The organism is Streptomyces sp. NPDC012888 (genome assembly GCF_042900645.1).
In the GTDB taxonomy this organism is placed as follows: domain Bacteria; phylum Actinomycetota; class Actinomycetes; order Streptomycetales; family Streptomycetaceae; genus Streptomyces.
The window spans coordinates 47,424-62,714 of sequence record NZ_JBIBBM010000023.1 but is presented as its reverse complement, the minus strand read 5'-3'; the positions used below and the strand labels follow the sequence as shown (position 1 = coordinate 62,714).

Genomic DNA, 15,291 nt, shown 5'->3' with positions numbered 1-15,291 from the left:
TACGCGCTAACGATTTTGCTAAACCTGGGCAAATGGGACATGCGGTGGTAGGTGCACGGGGCGGATGGCCAGAATTAAGCCACCCGCCGCCGGACTGTGACGTACTGGTGACAGGACCGCCGGAAACCCGCCGGCCGGTCAGATCTCCAGGGTCGCCTCGATCCTCTTCAGCTGGTGCCGGGCCATGGCCAGGTTGGCCCGCTCCCGGTCCAGGGCCAGGTAGAGGAAGAGGCCCTGGGCACCGCGGCCCTTGAGCAGCCGGATCAGGTGGTACTGCGAGCCGAGGGTGATCAGGATGTCCTCGATGTCGTCGTTGAGGTTGAGCATCTCCATGGTCCGGACCTTGGCCCGGACCACGTCGGTGTTGCCCGCGGCGGCGACGGTCAGGTCGAGGTCCTTGCCGCCGCCCGCGATGCCGAGGGCCATGCCGCTGCCGTAGTCGACGAGGGCCGCGCCGATGGCGCCTTCGATGGTGTTGGCTTCCTTGAGGACGGTGTCCACGTTCGCCATGAGGGGTTCTGCCTTTCGGTTGGGCGTACGGTGAGTGGGTGCGCTGGGCGGGGTCGCTCAGGGGCCGCCGGGGCCCCGGCGGCCGAGCGTCGCTTCGATGAGTTCGGCGATGTGCAGGCTGGAGCGGCGGGCCTCCAGGTGGAGGCGGCCGACGTTGGCGCGCGGCTCCGCGATCAGCGTCAGGACGGCGGCCTCGCCGGCGGCGTACGTGGCGACGTAGCCGTGTTCGCCGCGGACCAGCAGCTCGCGGAATCCGCCCTGGCCGGTGGTGTCGGCCAGCCGCTGGGCCACGCCGAGCGCGGCGGCGGTGAGTGCGGCCACCGCTTCGGCCTCCGTGGCGGCGGTGTCCTGTGCCAGTACCAGTCCGTCGGCGCTGGCGGCGAGGGCACCGGTGAGCTGGGGGACCCGGGCCCGCAGCCGTCGGAGCTCGGCGAGTATCTCGGCTTCGGCTTCGGCAGGCACCATCGCCGTTCTCCTTTCGGGCTGCCGCCGGGACGGGCGCGGCGCGCGCAGTGGGAGCCTCACAGGCTTGCCTCCAGTGCGTCGCGTAACCGGCGGAGCAGGGCCACGTCCGGACTCTGGGTCCGGGTGATCCAGTCGGGCAGGGGGGACACGGCCGACCGGGGCGCCGGCGCGTGCGGGGTCTCGACCAGTCCGGCCGCGGCGAGCCGCCGTACGTCGAGCAGGGTGTGGAAGGCGGGCCGGCCCAGGGCCCAGGCCAGTTCGGCCGGGGTCCGTACGCCGTCGGCGTGGCGGAGCAGCAGCCGCTGGCGGGTGGTGACGGTCTGGCCGGGGGCGGCCGGGCGCGGAACGACCGGGGCGGTGTCCAGCTCGGGGTAGGGCCAGACCGCGTCCAGCAGCTCGCGGCGGCGGCGGGTCTCGCGTTCGACGGCGGCCGCGGGGACGGACCGGACGGTGCCGATCCAGTGGGTGGCGCCGTGCCGGAACCGGGACGGACCGGTGCCGGGAGAGAGGGCGAAGAAGGCGGCGTCGTAGATGGCGGCGAGGTGGCAGATCTCCAGCTCCCCGCCGGCCAGGCCCCCGCTGTCCACGAGGAACCGGGCGACCTGGCGGCGGGCGCCGGCCCGGTCGAGGGCCTCCCGCCAGCGCTCGGGGGCGAGGCCGCCGCCGGTGGTCAGCAGTACGTCCAGTCCGGGGGTGGCCGGGCTCTCCGCGTGCACGATCCGCCCCTCCTCCAGGAAGAGGGTGCCCCGGTCGCGGAGCAGGGCGCCGGTGGCGCGTTCGGCGGCGAGGCGGGTGAGCAGCGGGGAGACGGCCGTCGCGGTGCTCATGACAGCACCAGTCCTTCGGCGAGGTCCCGGAGTCTGAGCCGGGCGAGTGCGAGGTTGCCCTCGGTCCGGTCCAGCCACAGGTGCAGGAAGACGCTGCTGTCGAAGCTGGTCGCGACGAACCTGAGCACGTGGTAGCCGGTGCGGGTGGTGAGGATCAGGTCCTCGACGGGCGGCCCGCTATGCTCGTCCGGGTCGCCCGGTTCGGCGGCGGGGGCGAAGGACTCGTACTCCGCGGCGGCGCGGGCGAGCTCCGCGGTCTCGGCGGCGGTGGTCTCGTGGTCCCCGACCGGCGACACCCCGGCCGTACCGAGGGCGAGTCCGCTGCTCCAGTCGACCAGGGCGGCCCCGCGGGCGCCCGGCAGTGCCATGGCTTCCAGCAGACATTCGTCGATCCCGGGCACGCGGGCTCCCCTCCCGGCCAAACGTCCATAGCGCACGGTTGTGCGGTGGCGACAGGGAGCAACTTACTCAACTTCCGCCCAGCGGAACGAGGTTCTGGCATTTTCCAATGGAACATGCACGGAAGCGATCTTGGATTGGCCGAATCCGCCCGCCTGTGCGGCGGTTCAGGACGCCAGAGGGAGCTGGTCCGCCAGCCGGAACGCTCCGCCCTCGCGCAGGACGTAACCCTCGTGGGTGAGCGTGCGCAGGAGGTGGTACACCGTGGGGAGTGGGATACCGGTCAGCCGGGACAGCCGTTTGGCCGTCACCCCGCCCTCCGCGCTCATCGCCTCGAGCAGCCTCAGCGCGCGCTGAACGGACCCGATGAGGGTGGGTGCGCTGTCCTTTTCCTTCGGAGTGCGGTCGGTGGTGCGGTCGGTGGTCACGAGACGTCCCCCTACTCCTGCCGCGAATCCTGCCTAAGCCATGAAAGTCGGTCTTCAGCCGCAAAACCAGCTGACTCGCTTAAACCTGAGCATAAGATCAACTCACGCTCCGCTCACGGGCGCCGGGGGGCTCGGCCTCCCGGCGCCCGCGCGGGTCAGCCGGTCAGCGCCGTTCGGGCAGGTCGGCCTCGGCCGGGTTCACCGAGAACCCGCGGGCCGACGGGGTGGCCGCCGCCGCGGGCTTCTTCCCGCAGAACGCGGCTTCGAGGGTGCCGCCCAGGGCCGTGTTGGCGGCGCCCCGGTTGGAGGTGTTCGCCATCGCGGAGAGGCTGCGGCGGCCGTCGCGGGTGGCGAAGGCGTAGGTGTAGAAGCCCTGCACCGTGCCGGTGTGGCCGAACACCTGGGTGCCGCAGGAGAGGTCGTACCGGCGCAGGCCGAGACCGTAGAAGCGGGTGTTGGTGGCGTCGGTCGGGGTGACCGTGGTCATGGCGTCCAGCATCTTCGGCGACAGCAGCCGGCCGCGCATCAGCGCCGTCATGAAGGTGTTGAGGTCCGCCGGGTTGGAGATGACGGCGCCCGCGGACTGCGCCCAGGACACGGTCTGCTCCGTCGAGTCGACCAGCGGCGCGCCGGCCTCGTCAGGGTGCAGGTAGCCGCGCGCGTGCAGACCCCTGATCCTGGTGTCCGGGTGGACGTACGAGGTGTTGCGCAGCCCCAGCTTCCTGATGATGCGGCGCTCGTACTCCTTGGCGACCGGGCCGCCCGCCGCCTTCTCGATCAGCATGCCGACCACCACGAAGTTGGTGTTCGAGTACTTGTACGCGGCGCCCGGCTCGGTGGTGCGGGGCAGGCGCAGCGAGAGGTCCAGCAGCTCCTGATAGGTGAACACCCGGTTGCGGACGGCCTCGAAGCCCGGCACCGTCTGGGCGAACATGGCCTCGGTGTAGTCGGCCAGGCCGCTGCGGTGGGTGAGCAGGTGACGGACCGTGATCCGGTCGTCGGGCAGCAGGCCCGGCAGGTAGCGGTTGACCGGAGCGTCCAGCTCCAGCTTGCCCTCGTCCACCAGCTGGAGCAGGACGACGCTGGAGAAGGTCTTGCTCACACTGCCGATCCGGAACCGCGCCCGGGTGTCCATGGCCTCGCCCGAGACCCGGTCGCGCACGCCCGCGGTCCGGGTCCGGACGCCGTCCGGGCCGGTGAACCGGGCCATCGCGCCCGGAGCGCCGTTGGCCATCGCCGCGTTCAGCGCCGCGGTCACGCCGTCGAGGTCGGGGGCGGGGGGACGGACGGCGGAGGCCGCGGCGGCCACCGGGGCGGTGGTCGCGGCGTGCGCGCCGGCGGCGGGTGCGAGACCGGCGGCGAGCGCGGCGATCAGGGTGGCGCTCACGGCCAGGCGGCGGTGGGGCGTCAGGGGCACGTTGTCATCCTCGGTTCGGTCGGTACGGGACCAACGGCCGCGGCGGGCCGCGGCCGGAGCGGGCCGGGGGACGGGCGGCGTTCGCCCGTTCCCCCGGGACCCATTGATCATGAGGGGCAACGGCGCGGATCGGTTCCCGGACACGACCGTCCGGGGCACGTGCGCGGAGGAACGGGGCGGCGCGGGCGGGGGCTTCAGCGGGTGTGGGCGCCGGTCACGTAGGCCGGCAGCGGGGTGTCGGCCGCCAGCCGGCGGGGCAGCGCCAGCCCGAAGCGGCGTTCCAGCACCTCCAGGGTGCGCCGCTCCCGCTCCGGGGCGGGCTCGTCCTCGGGCCGGGCGTGGCCGCCGTCCGGATGCAGCACCTTCGCCTCGATCAGTTCGGGCAGCAGGAAGTCGGGGTGGTGGCCGCCCCGCCACAGCTCCTCGCCGAGGGCGAAGCAGCACACGAGTTCGCCGTCGCGCGCGTACGCGAACTGCTTGGGCGGGTGGTCGGGCTGCGGGTCGAGGTGCACGGCCTCCGCGCCGTCCCGTGAGACCTCGGCGAGGAGTTCGGCGCCGGCGGGCTGCCCGTGCTCGACCGCGAAGGACCAGTCGCCCCAGGTGCCGACCCGGGCGACGCCCTCGCCGTCGACGGCGTCCATGGCCATGCTCCAGGCCTCCGAGGGCGACAGCGGTCCGGGGCGGAGGTCCGGTACGGCGCCCAGCCGGGCGGCGAGTTCCTCCGGGCCGATGCCGCGGGCGAAGGTCAGGGCCGCGTACCAGTCCGGCCAGGACGCCAGCCACTGGATGCCGTGGTCCGCGTGCTCCACGATCGGTGCCTCCCCCGGTCGTCGGCTTCCCCCGGGACCACGATACGTGCGGGGCCCGCCGCGGGCGTCCGCTTCGCCCGTTCCGCCGCCCGGCCGCGGCCGGCCCGCGGTGTTCAGGTCCGGGCGGACTCCAGCAGGTAGGGCACGTCGATGACGGCGACACCCGGCGTGAACAGCAGGCGGGCCTTGAGGCGCAGGGCGTTCTGGTTGTGCAGGGGCTGTTCCCACCAGTGGCCGACCACGTACTCCGGGATGACCACGGACAGCACGTCCGTGTCGGCCTCGGCGGCGAGTTCCTGCACGCGGGCGAGGACGGGGCCGATCACCTCGCGGTACGGGGAGTGCAGGATCTGCAGCGGTACGCCGGGATCGTGTCCGTCCCAGGCCTCGCGGAGCCTGGCCGCGGCCTGTTCGTCCGCGGCGACGCTGAGCGCGGTGAGCGAGTCCGGGCGCAGTGCCTGGGCGAAGCCGAGGGCCTTGAGGGTGGGCGCGTGCACGTCGGAGACCAGGACGACCACGTGGTGCCGGGCGGGCCGGCGGGGCCTGGTGCCGGGGGCGACGGCGACCTGCCGGGCGACCCGGTCGTAGTGGCGGCGGACGCCCTTCATGCCGAGGAAGAGCAGCGGCATCGCGATGACCACGAGCCATGCGCCGTGGGTGAACTTGGTGATCAGGACGATGACCAGGACGACGGAGGTCATGACGGCGCCGACGGCGTTGATGACGCGTCGGCGGTGGGTGTGGATCCGTTCGCCGCGCGGGGTGGCGCGGTCGGCGAGCTCCCGGCTCCAGTGCCGGACCATGCCGGTCTGGGAGAGGGTGAAGGAGACGAAGACGCCGATGATGTAGAGCTGGATGAGGCGGGTCAGCTGGGCGTCGAAGGCGACGATCAGGGCGATGGCGGCCAGGGCCAGCAGGACGATGCCGTTGGAGTAGACGAGCCGGTCGCCGCGGTTGAACAGCTGGCGGGGCGCGTAACGGTCACGGGCGAGGATCGAGGCGAGCATCGGGAAGCCGTTGAACGCGGTGTTCGCGGCGAGGACGAGCACCCCGGCGGTGACGGCCTGGAGCAGGTAGAAGAGGAAGTGCCAGTCGCCGAAGGTGGCGCGGCCGATCTGGGCCAGGGCCGTGGACACGGGGGTGCCGGGCGGCAGGCCGAGTTCGGTGGGGTCCGCGGCGACGTGCACGTGGTAGGCCATGGCGAGTGCGGTGATGCCCGTGAACATGGTCACCGACAGGGCGCCCATGGCGGCGAGCGTGGTGGCCGCGTTGCGGCTCTTCGGTTTGCGGAACGCAGGGACGCCGTTGCTGATCGCCTCCACTCCGGTGAGCGCGGTGCAGCCGGAGGCGAAGGCGCGCATCGCGAGCAGGAGCAGGGCGAGCCCGGTGTAGGTGCCCTCGGCGGTGATGGGCAGGTCGGCTGATTCGGCGCGGATGGTCTCGCCGGTGGCCATGCGGACCGCGGCGACGGCGAACATCAGGTAGATGACGAGCACGAACCCGTAGGTGGGGATGGCGAAGATCCGCCCTGACTCTCGGACGCCGCGCAGGTTCATCACGGTGAGCAGGGCCACGAAGGTGACGGACAGGGCGACTTGGTGGCCGGACAGCGCGGGGACGGCGGAGGTGATGGCGGCGACGCCGGAGACGACGGAGACGGCGACGGTCAGGACGTAGTCGACGAGGAGGGCGCTGGCGGCGGTCAAGGCGGCGCCCTGTCCCAGGTTCTCGGAGCTGACGACGTACGCGCCGCCGCCTCCCGGGTAGGCGTGGCAGGTCTGCCGGTAGGAGGCGACGACGACGATCATCAGGAAGACGATGGCGGCGGCCGCGTACCAGGCGAGGTGGAGCAGGGTGACCCCGCCGAGGGCGAGGATGAGCAGGATCTCCTCCGTGGCGTAGGCCACGGAGGAGAGGGGGTCGCTGCAGAAGACGGGCAGGGCCAGCCTCTTGGGGAGCAGGGTCTCCCCCAGGCGGGCCGTGTCGAGCGGTTCGCCCACGAGCACGCGTTTCGGAGTGATACGCCTCATTGAGGCATGATCGACCGGTATGCGGCGTTCACCGGGTGTGACACACGGCCAGCTGCTCGGCCCGGTGGGCGAGCCACAGGTCGTGGCGGGCGCTCGGGGACTGCAGCAGGGAGCGTTCGAGCAGCACCTCGATCCGGGTGAGCCGTTTGCGGGCGCCCGGTACGGAGAGGCCGAGCGCGGCCGCGGCCGGCACGAGCCTGGCGTCGTGCGCGAGCCAGGTGCGGAGCGTGTGGCGGGCGCCCGGCGGGGCGTCGGGCCCGGTGAGCGGGGCGAGGCGGCGGCGCGCCCAGGCGGCGGGGCCCGGGTGGCGCAGTACCTCGTCCAGCGTGGCGGGGGTGCCGTCGGCCCTGGCGGGGGTGCCGTCGGCCCTGGCGGCCGGGGCTCCGGTGGCCCCGCCGGGGGTCAGCCGCAGGGCGAGGGAGAGCGCCGCCTGGTCGGCGAGCCGGTCGAGGTCCAGCCCGAGGAGCTCCTCGACCAGGCGCAGGCGGGTGGCGAGCGTGTTCCGGTGGATCTTCAGCAGCCGGGTGGCGTGCGAGGTGAAGTTGAGCCAGGCGTGCACGGTGGCGCGGAGTTCCTGGGCACCGGGGTCCTGCGGCCGCCGGGGTTCGAAGCCGTGCAGGGGTGCGAGCAGGGCCTCGGCCCAGCCGGTCCCGGCAGGGTGGGCGGCCAGGGCCAGTTCGGGGCCGGGGCCGAAGCGGGCGTGCCGGGCGGGCCGGTCGCGAGCCACCGCCAGGGCGTGGAAGGCCTGGGTGTAGGCGGCCGGCGACTCCCGGAGCGGCAACTCCTCGCTGACCCCGACCACGCAGTCCCCGGCCGCCGCCACCAGCGCCTCGGCCAGCGGGTCGGACTCGCCGGGGCCGGCCGCCGCGTCGGCCGGCACCAGGGCGATCAGGTGCCGGACGTACACCGGGCAGCGGACCACCCAGGCCCGGCCGCCGGTCAGGGCCGCGCACAGCCGGGCGGCTTCCTCACGGGCGCCGGCCCGGCACTCCACCACGTACATCAGCATCGGGTCGGGCAGCGAGGGGGTGAGGGCCTCGGCGATCTGCCGGGCGACGGAGAGCCGCCCGTTCATCAGCAGGTGCAGGACCGCCTCGCTCGCCCGGGCCTCGGCCACGGCGGCCCGTTCCTCGCGCCGCGCGGCCGCCTCGGCCCGCCGTACCAGGGCCAGCGGGACGGCGGTGTCGGCCAGCAGTCCGCCGGCGGACGGCGCGTAGGGCCGGGGCAGTACGGCGGCCAGCGCGGCGCCGTCGTCCAGCGCGAACAGCAGGGCCGTGCGGTCCGGGCCGTCGAGTACGGCCGACCGCACCCCGCGCGCGGCGAGTTCGGCGGCGGCGCGGGCGGTGAGCCCGGGGTCGGGTCCAGCGGGCGGGGCGCCGGGTTCGAGGACGCCGGTCCAGCCGCCGAGCCGGGAGGAGAGCCAGCGCAGCAGGGCGGCGGATCCGCCCGTGCGGGCGAGGCCGTGCGCCTTGAGGATGTCGTCGGAGCGGTTCCAGGGCTGCATGGCGGCGACCGGCCCCCTTCGGTGCGGTTCCGCCCGTGGGCGGGTGGTCGGCGCATTCAACCACCCGGGGGCCACTGTGCACTGTGATACCGGTCTCGGGACGCCACTGGGCACGGAGAATCCGGCAAGGCGGGCCCGTGCGGCCTAGGTTGGTCCGCGAGCGGTCGGGTCCCGGTGCTCACGGGGGAGCACCGGGGCCCACCTCCTCGCGCGGGCCGCCGCGCCCGCGCTACATGCGGGCGGCGGCGCTGCGGATGGCCTCCCGGATCCGGACGTAGGTGCCGCAGCGGCAGATGTTGGCGATGGCGTCGATGTCCTCGTCGGTGGGCTCGGTGGTCCGCTTGAGCAGGGCCACCGCCGCCATGATCTGGCCGGGCTGGCAGAAGCCGCACTGGGCGACGTCGAGGTCCAGCCAGGCCTCCTGCACCGGGTGCAGCCGGTCCCCGTCGGCGAGGCCCTCGATGGTCGTCACCTCCCGGCCGGCGCAGGCGGAGACCGGCACCACGCAGGGGCGGATGTCCGCGCCGTCGAGGTGGCTGGTGCACGCCTTGCAGACGTCCACCCCGCAGCCGTACTTGGGGCCGCGGACGCCGAGCATGTCGCGCAGCACCCAGAGCAGCGGGAGGTCGTCGGGCGCGTCCACGGTGACGCTCTGCCCGTTGACGGTGAAGGTGTGCGAGGGCACTGGACGGCTCCTGGCTAGCGCGGGTAGGGGGTGAAGTCGACGTCGAAGTCGAGCGGGAAACTGCGCGGCTTCGAACCGGTGGCGCGGGCCCAGGCGTTGGCGACGGCGCCCACGGCGGCCGGCACGCCCAGTTCGCCGGCGCCGCCCGGCTCACCCGTGGCGGGCAGGACGACCACCTTCACCTCGCGCGGGGTGTCCCGCTGCTGGGCCCAGTGGAACTGGCTGTAACTGCCCTCCAGCGGCAGCCCCTTGTCGAGGTGGAGGCCGGCCCGCAGGGTGGTGGAGATGGCGTCGGTGAGCCCGCCGATCATCTGCGCCTCGACGCCGCGCGGGTTGACGGGGCGTCCGACGTCGGCGACGACGACGGCCCGGGTCACCTTGACGCGCTGCCGGTCCCGGGCGTCGATCTCCACCAGGCAGGCGGTGCGCGACTTGTACTCCTCGTGGAAGGCGATGCCCTGCGCGCAGCCGGGCTCCATTTCCCTCCCCCAGTCGCCCTCGCGGGCGGCCCGGTCGAGTACGGCCCGCTGGGCGTCGTTCTTGAGGAAGGCGCGCCGGAACCGGTAGGGGTCCTGGCCGAGGCGGGCGGCGATCTCGTCGACGACGATCTCCTCGGCGCCGCGGGTGTTGGCGGAGTAGACCGAACGCCAGGATCCGGTGGGGATGCCGGTGGGCACCTCGGTGAGGGTCTGGGTGGTGAGGCCGAAGTGGTACGGCGACTTCACGGTGGTGAGGAAGAGGGTTTGGGCGAGGGTGGCGTTGCCGATGCCGAGCGGGAGGCTGGCGGCGGTGGCCGTGACGATCTCGCCGAGGCCGTGCCGGAAGTCGGTCTCGACGGCCGCGACCCGGTGTTCGAAGCTGAGCACCTGGCCGAGGGCGTAGGTGGCGCGGACGCGGTGGTGGGTGGCGGGGCGCATCCGGCCGTGCCGGGTGTCGTCGACGCGGGTCCACATCAGGCGGACCGGGCGGCGGCAGGCCTGCGAGACCTGCGCGGCCTCCAGCGCGGCGTCGAAGAAGAGCCGGCGGCCGAAGGAGCCGCCGGCCTGGACGACGTGCACGGTCACCCGGTCGACGGGCAGGCCGAGTTCGGCGGCGATGGTCTGGCGGGCGACGATGGGCGACTTCAGGCCGGACCAGATCTCGGCGCGGTCGGCGCGGACGTCGGCGACGGCCGAGTTGGTCTCCATCGGGGCGTGGCTGACGAAGGCGAAGTCGAACTCGGCGTCGACGTGCGGGGTGAGCAGGCCGGGGACCAGCAGCGGCGGGGTCGCGGCGCGCAGCCTGGCGCGGACGTCGGCGTCGGAGAGGTGGTCGGCGGGGCCGGGCCCCCAGGACACCTGGAGGGCGGCGCGGGCGTCGAGGGCCTGCCCGAAGGTCTCGGCGACGACGGCGACGCCGGTGGGGATGGTGACGACGTCGAGCACCCCGGGCATGGCCCTGACGGCGGCGGTGTTGGCCACGGAGCGGACGGTGCCGCCGAGGGTGGGCGGGCGGCGCACCACGCAGGGCTTGGCGCCGGGGACGTCCAGGTCGAGGGTGTACTGCTGCCGGCCGGTGACCATGTCGCGGGCGTCGAGCCGGTTCACCGGCCGGCCGACGACGGCGTGCTCGGACTCCGGCTTGGGGGCGGCGGCCGGGACGGCCAGGCCGGGGTCGGCGGCCGCCACGGCGAGGGTCCCGTACGGGGCGCTCCGGCCGTCGGGGGCGCGGACGGCGCCGTCCGCGGTGGTCAGGCCGGCGGCGGGGAGGTTCCAGCGGGCCGCGGCGGCGGCGACCAGTCGGGCCCGGGCGGCGGCCGCGGTCCGCCGGACCGGCCCGTACAGCGAGCGGACGGAGTTGGAGCTGCCGGTGAGCTGGTTGAAGAGCAGCTCGGGGCGGGCGTCCTCCAGTTCGACGCGTACGGCGGCGGGCGGGAGGTCGAGTTCCTCGGCGACCAGCATGGCGACGGCGGTGGTCAGGCCCTGGCCGACCTCCTCGCGGGGCAGCCGGAAGGTGGCCGTGCCGTCGGTCTCCACGGTCAGCACGAGCATCCCGGAGGTGGGTGCGCCGGCCAGGACGAACAGGTCGCCCAGGTCCACCAGGTCGGCCGGGGCGGGAAGGCTGGGGATCACCGCGTGGGCCTGTTGTGGGAGGAGGGCGTCCGCTCCGGCCCGGGTGGCGACGGCCAGGGTCGGCGCCGCGACCAGGAACCCGAGGAACCGGCGTCGGCTCTGCGCTGTCATGCACTCTCCGTGGTCTTCCGATGAACCGACGACCGCTTGATTACCGGCACGTAGAGTAGCGGGCCGGGGGGACCGGGGGAAGGTGGGTTCCGGGCAGGGGGTCCTTCGTTCGGGGGGTCACCCGGAGGCGGCCGATCGGACCCGGAAGAGTGCCGTGACTCGGGCGCGCGTACGGTCCCGGCCTTCCGGAAGGCCGGTTTCCGGCCGCGGGCAGAGTATGGAGGAGTAGGGAAGAACAGCCGACCGAGGAGGTCTGCGGCGATGGCCACGTACATGGACGTCCACACGGGCATGAAGGGTGTCACCGAGGAGCAGCTCAGGGAGGCCCACCGGGCCGACCTGGCGATCGAGGCGGACGAGGGCGTGCACTTCAAGCAGGCCTGGGCCGACCCCGAATCGGGCACGGTGTACTGCCTCTCCGAGGCGCCGTCGGCGGCCGCGGTGCAGCGGATCCACCGGCGGGCGGGACACCCGGCGGACGAGATACACCCCGTACCGCTGACCATTCAGTGAACCCCGGCAGGCGCGGCTGACCGGAAACGTTCGCACACGTCAGCGAGGCCCGCGAGGCCTTTGGCATATGCCTGATGCAAGGACGTAACGGATGTTGCCAAACGCCTTACAGGCCCTCGTGGCCTGTGCGACAGTCGTAGCCGGTCCCAGTTGCCGGGCCTTCCTCCGGACCCGGCCGTGCCGCGCCTGCATCGGAGTTCTCATGCCGTCCCATCTGTTCGCGGACCGTCCCGCGCAGCCGCCCGAGCAACCCGGGACGGTGGACGCACTCATCAAGCAGACACGGCGGCTGCGTGGCGACGTGGACGCGGTCCGCCGGGACACCGTCGTGGACGACGACGATCCACAGGGCCGCTGGCAGCGCGCCCTGTGCGACCTCGCCGTGCACCACCTAGACGACCTCGGGGAGCACCTGGGCCAGCTCAAGGAGGGCCCGCCGCCCGCCATCGACGCCGACCTCGGCGCCGACGCCGGTGCCCCTCCTCATCCGGTCCCCGCCCCGTACGAGCCGGGGACCGACCTCACCCGCGTGGGCAGCGCCGAGTGGAACCTGCTCACCGACGAGGTCAACTGGTCCGAGGAGCTGTTCCAGATCTTCGGCCGGTCCCCCGAGGCGGGCCCGCTCTCCCTCGACGAGCTGGGGTCGACGCTGTTCTCCGAGGACCAGCCGCTGCTCACCGCGATGGTGACGGCCTGTCTGGTGGACGGGCGCCCCATAGACGGCGAGTTCCGCATCGTACGGGCCGACGGACGGGTCCGGACGCTGCACATGAGGGGCGAGCCGGTGCTCGACTCCGACGGCTGCACGGCCTCGATGTGGGCGGTGCTCCGCGATGTGAGTGAACTGCGCCGCAGCCAGCGCGCCGTGCGGGAGTCCCGTGACTCGCTCCAGCGCCAGCGTGCGATCGCGCAGACCGAACACCGGCTTGCGGTCGAGCTGCAGGAAGCCGTGCTCCCCCCGTGGCGCGGCTCCCTGCGGTTCCCGCACGGCGACACCGGCGCGCTCGACGTGGCCGCGCACTACCTGCCCTCGGCGTCCAGCGCGCTGATCGGCGGCGACTGGTACGACGCGCTGGAACTCCCGGACGGCTGCTCGATGCTGACGGTCGGCGACCTCACCGGACACGGGGTCACGGCGACCTCGGGGATGGCGATGCTGCTCGGGGCGCTGCGCGGCATGGCGATGGCCGGGATCGCTCCCGGTCCGCTGATGGGCTGGCTCAACCAGCTGCTGGAGACCTCGGTGCAGCCGGCGCTCGGCTCGGCGGTGTGCTGCCGCTACGACCCGGCCCGGCGCGTCCTGTCCTGGGCGCAGGCCGGCCACCCGGCGCCCCTGCTCTTCCGGCAGGGCACCGGGCGCTCCCTGGCCCCACCGGAGGGCGTCCTGCTGGGGGCGACCTCCGGGGCGGTGTACGGGCAGGCGGAGGAACCGCTGCAGGTCGGTGACGTGCTGATCCTGCACACGGACGGGCTCACCCCGCGCAGCATCGAGTTCAGCCGCGCGGACGGGACGGAACGGCTGCTGGCGCTGGCGCCGCGGCTGTCGGGGGCGAGGTCGGCGCAGGAGTGCGTGCGGATGGTGGTGGAGGAGTTCGGGGAGGGTGAGCGCGAGGACGACGCGTGCGTGCTGGTGGCACGCATCGGCGCGTAGCCCTCCCCCTCACCGCCCCCGGGCGGGGCTGCCCGTGCCCGGCGGGAGCTCCGCCCGGACCCATGGGGCTCCGCCCCGGAACCCTCCCCCAGACTCCGTCCGGGGGGACCCCCACGCCTCGAACGCCGGCGAGGCTGGATTTCCCCGCTCGGCACCGGCGCGCCGGGCGGAAGCCGCGCAGCTCGGGGCTGGATTCCCCGCGCGGGGCCGGCTGGGTGGTCAGATCACCGCGCCCCGGGGGGCACCCACGCCGGGGAGGGCGAGTTTGATCTCCGCGCGGAGGTCCTCGATGCGGCCGTAGCCCGCGTACTGCCCCGTGAGCCGGTACATCTCGCGCAGCCGGTCCCACGTGCGGTGGGACGAGGTCTCGTTCATCGAGACCAGCGCCAGCCGCGCGTACCGGTCCGCCTGCTCCGGGTCGTCCGCGATGAAGCAGGCCGAGGCCAGCGAGATGTAGTCGAAGATCTGCGACCGGTTGTGGCCCGCGGCACGCAGCCGCAGCGCCTCCTTCGCGTGCCGCGCGGCGACCGGCGCGGCCGCCGGGTCGTGCTCGGCCAGGGTGCGGAAGGCCAGCGCCTGCATGCCGTGCAGGTCGGCCTCGTCGAAGTGCTGCATCCACGACGGCGGCGGCACGTCGCCCTTGTCGGAGACGAACAGGTCCTCCGCCTCGCCGAGCGTCCGCCGCATCGCCTGGCCCTTGCCCATCGCCGCCTGCGCCCACGCCTCGATGGTGTGCAGCATCGCCCGGGTGCGGGGCAGGGTCTGCTCCCCCGACCCGGACTGGGCGAGCTTCATCAGGTCCAGGGCCTCGTTCGGCTTGCCCAGGTGGACCATCTGGCGGGCCGCGCGGGACAGCGCCTCACCCGCGCGCGGCCGGTCGCCGCCCTCGCGGGCCGCGTGCGCGGCGATGACGAAGTACTTCTGCGCGGTGGGTTCCAGACCCACGTCGTGCGACATCCAGCCGGCCAGCACGGCCAGGTTGGCCGCCACGCCCCACAACCGCCGTTGCAGGTGGTCCGGGTGGCGGTAGGCGAGCATGCCGCCCACCTCGTTGAGCTGGCCGACCACGGCCTTCCGTTGGAGTCCGCCGCCTCTGGACGCGTCCCAGGCCCGGAAGACCTCCACCGAGCGCTCCAGCGCCTCGATCTCCTCCGAGCCGATGGGAGCCGCCTCGTACCGGTCGTACGCGGCGGGGTCGGCCTGGAAGGGGTCGGCGAACCGTGGGGAGTCCTGGGCGCGGGAGGGGTCGGTGTGCAGCCAGTCGGACATGGCGTTGCTGATGGCGGAGCCGGCGGTGAGCACCACGCCCGCGCCCATCAGTCCGCGTCGGTTGAGCATGAGGTCCATTCCCGTGAATTCGGTGAGGACCGCGGCGGTGCGTTCCGGCGCCCACGGCAGGCCGTCGGGGTTGTCCTTCGCCCCGTCCGGCTGCCTTTTGGTGGTGCGCCGTTGTCTTGCGAACCCGAGGTCCTCGATGGTCACGACACGACCGAGTCGCTCGGTGAACAGGGCGGCGAGTACGGTGGGCACCGGTTCGCGCGGGGTCTCCCCCATGTCGATCCAGCGCCGCACCCGCGAGGTGTCGGTGGCCAGCTGGTGGTGGCCCATGGCCGCCGCCTGCCGGTTGACCATCCGCGCGAGTTCGCCCTTCGACCAGCCCGCCAGGCCGAACAGGTCGTTCAGACGGGTGTTTGGTCCTCTGCTCACGTCAAGCCCCCAGGTTCTCGGCTGAGTTGACAGTAACCCCGGGTCAGGTGCCGAGCGACTATTCGCCAGGGTTCGCCAGGGTCCGCTCGATGGTCCGCCACCCATGCCGGGGTGTCAGGTAGGA

At 73.6% G+C, this 15,291-nt stretch carries 14 protein-coding genes; 2 read left to right on the top strand and 12 right to left on the bottom strand.

The features are described from left to right. Positions 1-138 precede the first annotated feature (138 nt). From ACFY61_RS30910 to ACFY61_RS30860, 11 genes are all read right to left on the bottom strand, one after another. Positions 139-510, bottom strand: a complete 372-nt coding sequence (locus ACFY61_RS30910) for a hypothetical protein (RefSeq protein ID WP_389477516.1) — start codon at positions 508-510, stop codon at positions 139-141. 57 nt (positions 511-567) lie between these two features. After that, positions 568-975 (bottom strand): roadblock/LC7 domain-containing protein, encoded by a 408-nt coding sequence (locus tag ACFY61_RS30905; protein ID WP_389477514.1) that lies wholly within the window; start codon positions 973-975, stop codon positions 568-570. Positions 976-1,031: 56 nt separating this feature from the next. Continuing rightward, on the bottom strand, positions 1,032-1,802 hold the full coding sequence (locus tag ACFY61_RS30900) for a transcriptional regulator (RefSeq protein ID WP_389477512.1): 771 nt from the start codon (positions 1,800-1,802) through the stop codon (positions 1,032-1,034). Then, the gene (locus ACFY61_RS30895) at positions 1,799-2,203 is read right to left on the bottom strand and encodes a hypothetical protein (protein WP_389477509.1); all 405 of its coding nucleotides are present in this window, start codon (positions 2,201-2,203) and stop codon (positions 1,799-1,801) included. Before ACFY61_RS30895 ends, ACFY61_RS30900 begins: the two co-directional genes overlap by 4 nt. A 165-nt stretch (positions 2,204-2,368) precedes the next feature. Then, positions 2,369-2,629 (bottom strand): helix-turn-helix domain-containing protein, encoded by a 261-nt coding sequence (locus ACFY61_RS30890; RefSeq protein ID WP_389477507.1) that lies wholly within the window; start codon positions 2,627-2,629, stop codon positions 2,369-2,371. Between the two features lie 163 nt (positions 2,630-2,792). Then, positions 2,793-4,046: a serine hydrolase domain-containing protein gene (locus ACFY61_RS30885; protein ID WP_389477505.1), complete on the bottom strand. Its 1,254-nt coding sequence runs from the start codon at positions 4,044-4,046 to the stop codon at positions 2,793-2,795. Between the two features lie 194 nt (positions 4,047-4,240). Beyond that, a complete protein-coding gene (locus ACFY61_RS30880) occupies positions 4,241-4,855 on the bottom strand; it encodes a DUF6461 domain-containing protein (RefSeq protein ID WP_389477502.1) in 615 nt (204 codons plus the stop codon). A 113-nt stretch (positions 4,856-4,968) separates the two neighbouring features. Then, positions 4,969-6,885, bottom strand: a complete 1,917-nt coding sequence (locus ACFY61_RS30875) for an APC family permease (protein WP_389477500.1) — start codon at positions 6,883-6,885, stop codon at positions 4,969-4,971. A gap of 28 nt (positions 6,886-6,913) precedes the next feature. Next, positions 6,914-8,389, bottom strand: a complete 1,476-nt coding sequence (locus ACFY61_RS30870; protein ID WP_389477498.1) for a helix-turn-helix domain-containing protein — start codon at positions 8,387-8,389, stop codon at positions 6,914-6,916. 229 nt (positions 8,390-8,618) lie between these two features. Further along, positions 8,619-9,074: a (2Fe-2S)-binding protein gene (locus ACFY61_RS30865; protein WP_389477496.1), complete on the bottom strand. Its 456-nt coding sequence runs from the start codon at positions 9,072-9,074 to the stop codon at positions 8,619-8,621. Between the two features lie 14 nt (positions 9,075-9,088). Then, a complete protein-coding gene (locus tag ACFY61_RS30860; RefSeq protein ID WP_389477493.1) occupies positions 9,089-11,296 on the bottom strand; it encodes a molybdopterin cofactor-binding domain-containing protein in 2,208 nt (735 codons plus the stop codon). Positions 11,297-11,557: 261 nt separating this feature from the next. On the opposite strand from ACFY61_RS30860, the gene ACFY61_RS30855 reads away from it, so the two are divergent. Continuing rightward, complete coding sequence (locus tag ACFY61_RS30855) at positions 11,558-11,809, top strand: SCO4226 family nickel-binding protein (protein WP_389477491.1); 252 nt, start codon at positions 11,558-11,560, stop codon at positions 11,807-11,809. Positions 11,810-12,011: 202 nt separating this feature from the next. Further along, positions 12,012-13,460: a PP2C family protein-serine/threonine phosphatase gene (locus ACFY61_RS30850; RefSeq protein WP_389477489.1), complete on the top strand. Its 1,449-nt coding sequence runs from the start codon at positions 12,012-12,014 to the stop codon at positions 13,458-13,460. A 219-nt stretch (positions 13,461-13,679) separates the two neighbouring features. Here the strand turns inward: ACFY61_RS30850 and ACFY61_RS30845 are convergent, their stop codons facing one another. Beyond that, a complete protein-coding gene (locus ACFY61_RS30845) occupies positions 13,680-15,167 on the bottom strand; it encodes a hypothetical protein (RefSeq protein WP_389477487.1) in 1,488 nt (495 codons plus the stop codon). Positions 15,168-15,291: the final 124 nt, after the last annotated feature.

What these genes read in the sequence shown, in the direction of transcription:
- ACFY61_RS30910 (WP_389477516.1), bottom strand. Translation starts at nt 510, where the DNA reads ATGGCGAACGTGGACACCGTCCTCAAGGAAGCCAACACCATCGAAGGC.
- ACFY61_RS30905 (WP_389477514.1), bottom strand. Translation starts at nt 975, where the DNA reads ATGGTGCCTGCCGAAGCCGAAGCCGAGATACTCGCCGAGCTCCGACGG.
- ACFY61_RS30900 (WP_389477512.1), bottom strand. Translation starts at nt 1,802, where the DNA reads ATGAGCACCGCGACGGCCGTCTCCCCGCTGCTCACCCGCCTCGCCGCC.
- ACFY61_RS30875 (WP_389477500.1), bottom strand. Translation starts at nt 6,885, where the DNA reads ATGAGGCGTATCACTCCGAAACGCGTGCTCGTGGGCGAACCGCTCGAC.
- ACFY61_RS30870 (WP_389477498.1), bottom strand. Translation starts at nt 8,389, where the DNA reads ATGCAGCCCTGGAACCGCTCCGACGACATCCTCAAGGCGCACGGCCTC.
- ACFY61_RS30860 (WP_389477493.1), bottom strand. Translation starts at nt 11,296, where the DNA reads ATGACAGCGCAGAGCCGACGCCGGTTCCTCGGGTTCCTGGTCGCGGCG.
- ACFY61_RS30855 (WP_389477491.1), top strand. Translation starts at nt 11,558, where the DNA reads ATGGCCACGTACATGGACGTCCACACGGGCATGAAGGGTGTCACCGAG.
- ACFY61_RS30850 (WP_389477489.1), top strand. Translation starts at nt 12,012, where the DNA reads ATGCCGTCCCATCTGTTCGCGGACCGTCCCGCGCAGCCGCCCGAGCAA.